Origin of the sequence: Streptomyces anatolicus (genome assembly GCF_019400875.1) — a bacterium.
Taxonomy (GTDB): domain Bacteria; phylum Actinomycetota; class Actinomycetes; order Streptomycetales; family Streptomycetaceae; genus Streptomyces; species Streptomyces anatolicus.
On the sequence record NZ_WMBF01000510.1, the window covers coordinates 1 to 4,295 of the forward strand.

Annotated in this window: 5 protein-coding genes and 1 pseudogene; 5 read left to right on the forward strand and 1 reads right to left on the reverse strand. The window is 70.7% G+C overall.

From position 1 onward, the window contains the following. From GKQ77_RS28490 to GKQ77_RS28500, 3 genes are all read left to right on the forward strand, one after another. Nucleotides 1-915, forward strand: a 915-nt coding sequence (locus GKQ77_RS28490) for a decaprenyl-phosphate phosphoribosyltransferase (RefSeq protein WP_372460005.1), incomplete at its 5' end; no start/stop codon positions are given. Nucleotides 916-923: 8 nt separating this feature from the next. Next, the gene (locus tag GKQ77_RS28495; protein ID WP_219691820.1) at nucleotides 924-1,403 is read left to right on the forward strand and encodes a GtrA family protein; all 480 of its coding nucleotides are present in this window, start codon (nucleotides 924-926) and stop codon (nucleotides 1,401-1,403) included. Beyond that, entirely contained in the window at nucleotides 1,391-2,353 is a 963-nt protein-coding gene (locus GKQ77_RS28500) for a YihY/virulence factor BrkB family protein (protein WP_219691814.1), read from the forward strand. Before GKQ77_RS28495 ends, GKQ77_RS28500 begins: the two co-directional genes overlap by 13 nt. Here GKQ77_RS28500 and GKQ77_RS28505 read toward each other — a convergent pair. After that, nucleotides 2,298-3,554 (reverse strand): D-alanyl-D-alanine carboxypeptidase family protein, encoded by a 1,257-nt coding sequence (locus tag GKQ77_RS28505; RefSeq protein ID WP_372460006.1) that lies wholly within the window; start codon nucleotides 3,552-3,554, stop codon nucleotides 2,298-2,300. The two genes, GKQ77_RS28500 and GKQ77_RS28505, sit on opposite strands and share 56 nt — an antisense overlap. A 109-nt stretch (nucleotides 3,555-3,663) precedes the next feature. On the opposite strand from GKQ77_RS28505, the gene GKQ77_RS33685 reads away from it, so the two are divergent. Beyond that, a complete protein-coding gene (locus GKQ77_RS33685) occupies nucleotides 3,664-3,906 on the forward strand; it encodes an SCO4848 family membrane protein (RefSeq protein WP_125514575.1) in 243 nt (80 codons plus the stop codon). Nucleotides 3,907-3,908: 2 nt separating this feature from the next. Then, nucleotides 3,909-4,295 (forward strand): annotated as a pseudogene (locus GKQ77_RS28510) (metallophosphoesterase); the annotation flags it as partial.

Consider the following 4,295-nt stretch of genomic DNA (forward strand, 5'->3'; position numbering starts at 1 on the left):
CCCCAGCCCTCGCGGCCGGGCCCCCTCGGCCTGCCGCTCGGCCTCCTGAAGACCGCGCGTCCGCGCCAGTGGGTGAAGAACATCCTGGTCGTCGCTGCCCCGGCGGCGGCGGGCGAGCTGTTCGCGCGCCACGCCCTCGTCCAACTGGCGATCGTCTTCGCGCTGTTCACGGCCGCCGCGTCCGCCGTCTACCTGATCAACGACGCGCGCGACGCGGACGCCGACCGCGCCCACCCCACCAAGTGCCGCAGACCGGTCGCGGCCGGACAGGTGCCGGTGCCCGTCGCCTACGCCGTCGGCGGGCTCCTCGCACTCCTCGCGCCGGTGGCCGCGTACGTCCTGTGCACCCCGCTGACGGCCACGCTCCTGGCCGGTTACGTCTGCATGCAACTCGCCTACTGCGTCAGTCTCAAGCACGTACTCGTCGTCGACCTCACGATCGTCACCACCGGCTTCCTGATGCGCGCCATGATCGGCGGCCTCGCGCTCGACATCCCGCTCTCGCGCTGGTTCCTGATCACCACGGGCTTCGGCGCGCTCTTCATGGTCTCCGCCAAGCGCTACTCCGAATCCGTCCAGATGTCCGCGCGCACCGGGAAACTGGGCGCCACGCGCGCGCTGCTCACCGAGTACACCACCGGCTATCTCCGCTTCGTGTGGCAGCTGGCCGCCGGGGTCGCCGTCCTCGCGTACTGCCTGTGGGCCATGGAGGCGGGCGGCACCGCCAACGGCAGCCTGCTGCCCTGGCGCCAGCTGTCCATGGTGGCCTTCATCCTCGCGATCCTGCGCTACGCCGTCTTCGCCGACCGCGGCACCGCGGGCGAGCCCGAGGACGTCGTCCTGCGCGACAGGGCGCTCGCCGTGATCGGCCTGGTGTGGGTCGCGATGTACGGGCTCGCGGTCGCGAACTGGTGAGCTGGCACCTGCGCGGCCGGCTGCGGTCGCTCGGACCCGAACTGCTCGGCTTCGCCGCCGCCGGGATCTGCGCGTACGCCGCCGACCTCGGCCTCTTCATCTGGCTGCGCGGGCCGATGGGCATGGACCCGCTGACCGCCAAATCGCTCTCCTTCGTGGCGGGCTGCTCCGTGGCGTACGCGGGCAACGCGCTCGGCACCTACCGGCGCAGGGCGGCGGGGGTCCCACGGCTGCGCCAGTACGCGGTCTTCTTCGCCGTCAACGTCGCGGGCGCCCTCGTCCAGCTGCTGTGCATCGCCGTCTCCCACTACGGCCTCGGCCTCACCTCACCGCGCGCGGACGCCGTCTCGGGCGCCGGAGTCGGCATGGCCCTCGCCACCGTGCTCAGATTCTGGGGAACCCGGACTCTGGTATTCCGCGTGGCGGGCGGGACTTCGGGCACGTCTTCGGACAGGACCGCAGGCAGGGAGGCGTCATGGACTGGCTGAAGAAGCTGCCCGGCATCGGGCCGTACGTCGAGAAGGGCATGCGCACGCACGCGTGGCGCGCCTATGAACGGCTCGACGGCGTCCACTGGACACGCCTCGCGGCCGCGATGACGTTCATCAGCTTCCTGGCGCTCTTCCCGCTGATCACCGTCGGCGCCGCGATCGCCGCGGCGACGCTCACCAAGAAGCAGCAGAACACCCTTGAGGACAAGCTCTCCGAGCAGGTCCCCGGCATCTCCGACCAGCTGAACCTCGACGCCCTCGTCGCCAACGCGGGCACCGTCGGCCTCGTCGCGGGCGCCCTGCTGCTCTTCACCGGCATCGGCTGGGTCGGCTCGATGCGGGAGTGCCTGCGGGCCGTCTGGGAACTGCCGGACGAGGACGGCAACCCCTTCCTCGGCAAGGTCAAGGACGCCGGGGTGCTCATCGGGCTCGGCGGCGCGGGCCTCGCCTCCTTCGCCGCCTCCGCGCTCGCCTCGACCGCCGTCGGCTGGACCGCCGACCTCCTCGGCATCGACGAGACCGGCTGGGGAACGGTCCTGCTCCAGGCCATCGCGTTCGCCATCGCCGTCCTCGCGGACTTCCTGCTGCTGCTCTACGCCCTGACGCTGCTGCCCGGCGTCCAGCCGCACCGGCGCGACCTGATCACCGCGGGACTGATCGGCGCGGCCGGCTTCGAACTGCTCAAACTGCTGCTCGGCGGCTATATGAAGGGCGTCGCCGCCAAGAGCATGTACGGCGCCTTCGGCGTGCCCGTCGCGCTGCTCCTGTGGATCAACTTCACCGCGAAGCTGCTGCTCTTCTGCGCCGCCTGGACGGCGACGCGGAAGGCCTCACGCGCGACGGACGGCTCCTCCGCGGAGTCCGCCACGCAGGACGAGCCGACGCCCGGCGTCAGTCCTGACCCGGACGGCGGCCGGACTGGCCGGGCAGCGGCATCCGGCGCCTGACGACGAAGACACCCGCGGCGAGCACCGCGATCACACCGCCCGTCACCGCGAGCGCGACGCCCATGCCGCTCGCCCCGTCGTCGGAGGCGTGCGTCATGTTCGCGGCGGCCGACCCGCTCTTGCCGCCGCCCGGAGCGCCCTTGCCCGCGCCCGTGGACCCCCTCGGCGCGACCAGCTCGCCCACCGGATCGACCTTGCCCGCCGCCTTGAAGCCCCAGTCGAAGAGCCGTTCGGTTTCCTTGTAGACGGCGTGGGCCTCTCCGGAGGAGGGGTTCATGACGGTGACGAGGAGGACCTTGCCGCCGCGCTCGGCGACACCGGTGAAGGTGTTCCCGGCGTTCGTGGTGCTGCCGTTCTTGACGCCCGCGATGCCTTTGTAGGGGCTGATGCCGAGGTCACCGGTGAGCAGTTTGTTGGTGTTCTGGATGCCGAAGGACCCGCGCTTCGTCTTGCCCTTGTCCTTGCCCTTGGTGACCTTCTTGGTCTCGCCGGGGAACTGCGCGGTGGCCGTCGAGCAGTACTCCCGGAAGTCCTTCTTCTGCAGCCCGGAGCGGGCGAACAGCGTCAGGTCGTACGCCGAGGAGACCTGCCCCTTGGCGTCGTAACCGTCCGGCGAGACCACATGGGTGTCCAGGGCCTGAAGGTTCTCGGCGTGCTCCTGCATGTCCTTGACGGTCTTGTCGACGCCGTCGTTCATCGCGGACAGGACGTGCACCGCGTCGTTGCCGGACCGCAGGAAGACACCGAGCCACAAGTCGTGGACGGAGTACGTCTCGTTCTCCTTGATGCCGACCATGCTGCTGCCCGCGCCGATGCCCTCCAGGTCGGCGAGGGCGACCTTGTGCTTCTGCGTCTTGGGGAACTTCGGCAGGACCGTGTCGGCGAAGAGCATCTTCAGGGTGCTCGCCGGGGGCAGCCGCCAGTGCGCGTTGTGCGCGGCGAGGACCTCGCCGGACTCCGCGTCCGAGACCATCCAGGAACGCGCCGACAGGTCCTTGGGCAGCACCGGGGCGCCCGCCTTCAGCTTCACCTGGGTGCCCGGCTTGCCTAGCAGCGCGCCGCCGACGGTCGACATCGAAGCGGGGGGCTTCGGCTTGTCCTTGCCGTCCGGCTCGCCGTCCGCGAAGGCGGGCGCGGTGGTCGACATGGTCAGCAATGTCGCGGAAGCGAGCAGCATGGCGGCTTTTTTGGAGGCAGGCACGGACGAGAACGTACAGGGCGGGCTCAGGGGGTTCGCCGCCGAGGTGCGCTGTGTTCCGTCGTCCCCACCCCGGCGGCGAGGGGCGAGGAACCCTCGCGATACTGAACGTATGAAGCTCAGCCGCCCTGTCTCCTGGTTCCTGCTCGCCTTCGGGGTGTGGAGCTGGTTCATCTGGATCACTTTCGTCAAGAACCTGTGGAAGGACGGCAGCGGGCTCGCCTTCGATGACGCGGGCGACCCGACCGGGTACTTCTGGGTGCACCTGACGCTCGCCGTTGTCTCCTTTGTCTTGGGGACGGTGGTAGGGACCATCGGGTTCCGTGGAATCCGCGCACTGCGCCGTACGTCATAGCCGTGGCTGTCAGCGCGGTCCTCACCGTCATCGCGGTCATCGCCGTCCTCGCGGCCTTCGCCGTCCTCCACTGGTACGTGTGGCGCCGCCTCGTGCGGGACACAACCGCCGGGCCAGGGCCCGCCAGGCGCGCGGGCACGGTGCTCTTCGCCGCCGCCCCGCTGCTGATGTTCGGCGCGCTCGTCGCCGAGCGGTCCGGGGCGCCCTTCCTGCTGCAACAGGTGCTCGCCTGGCCGGGCTTCCTCTGGCTGGCCCTCGCGCTTTACCTGCTGCTGGCTGTGCTCGTGGGGGAGTTGGCGCGTCCGCTGGTGCGGCGGTGGGCGGACCGCAAGCCCGGCGGGGGCGTGGCGGCCGTCTCCGAAGAGCCCGCCGGAGCGCCCGCGACGGAC

Coding starts and splice junctions, on each gene's coding strand:
- GKQ77_RS28500 (WP_219691814.1), top strand. CDS start 1,391: ATGGACTGGCTGAAGAAGCTGCCCGGCATCGGGCCGTACGTCGAGAAG.
- GKQ77_RS33685 (WP_125514575.1), top strand. CDS start 3,664: ATGAAGCTCAGCCGCCCTGTCTCCTGGTTCCTGCTCGCCTTCGGGGTG.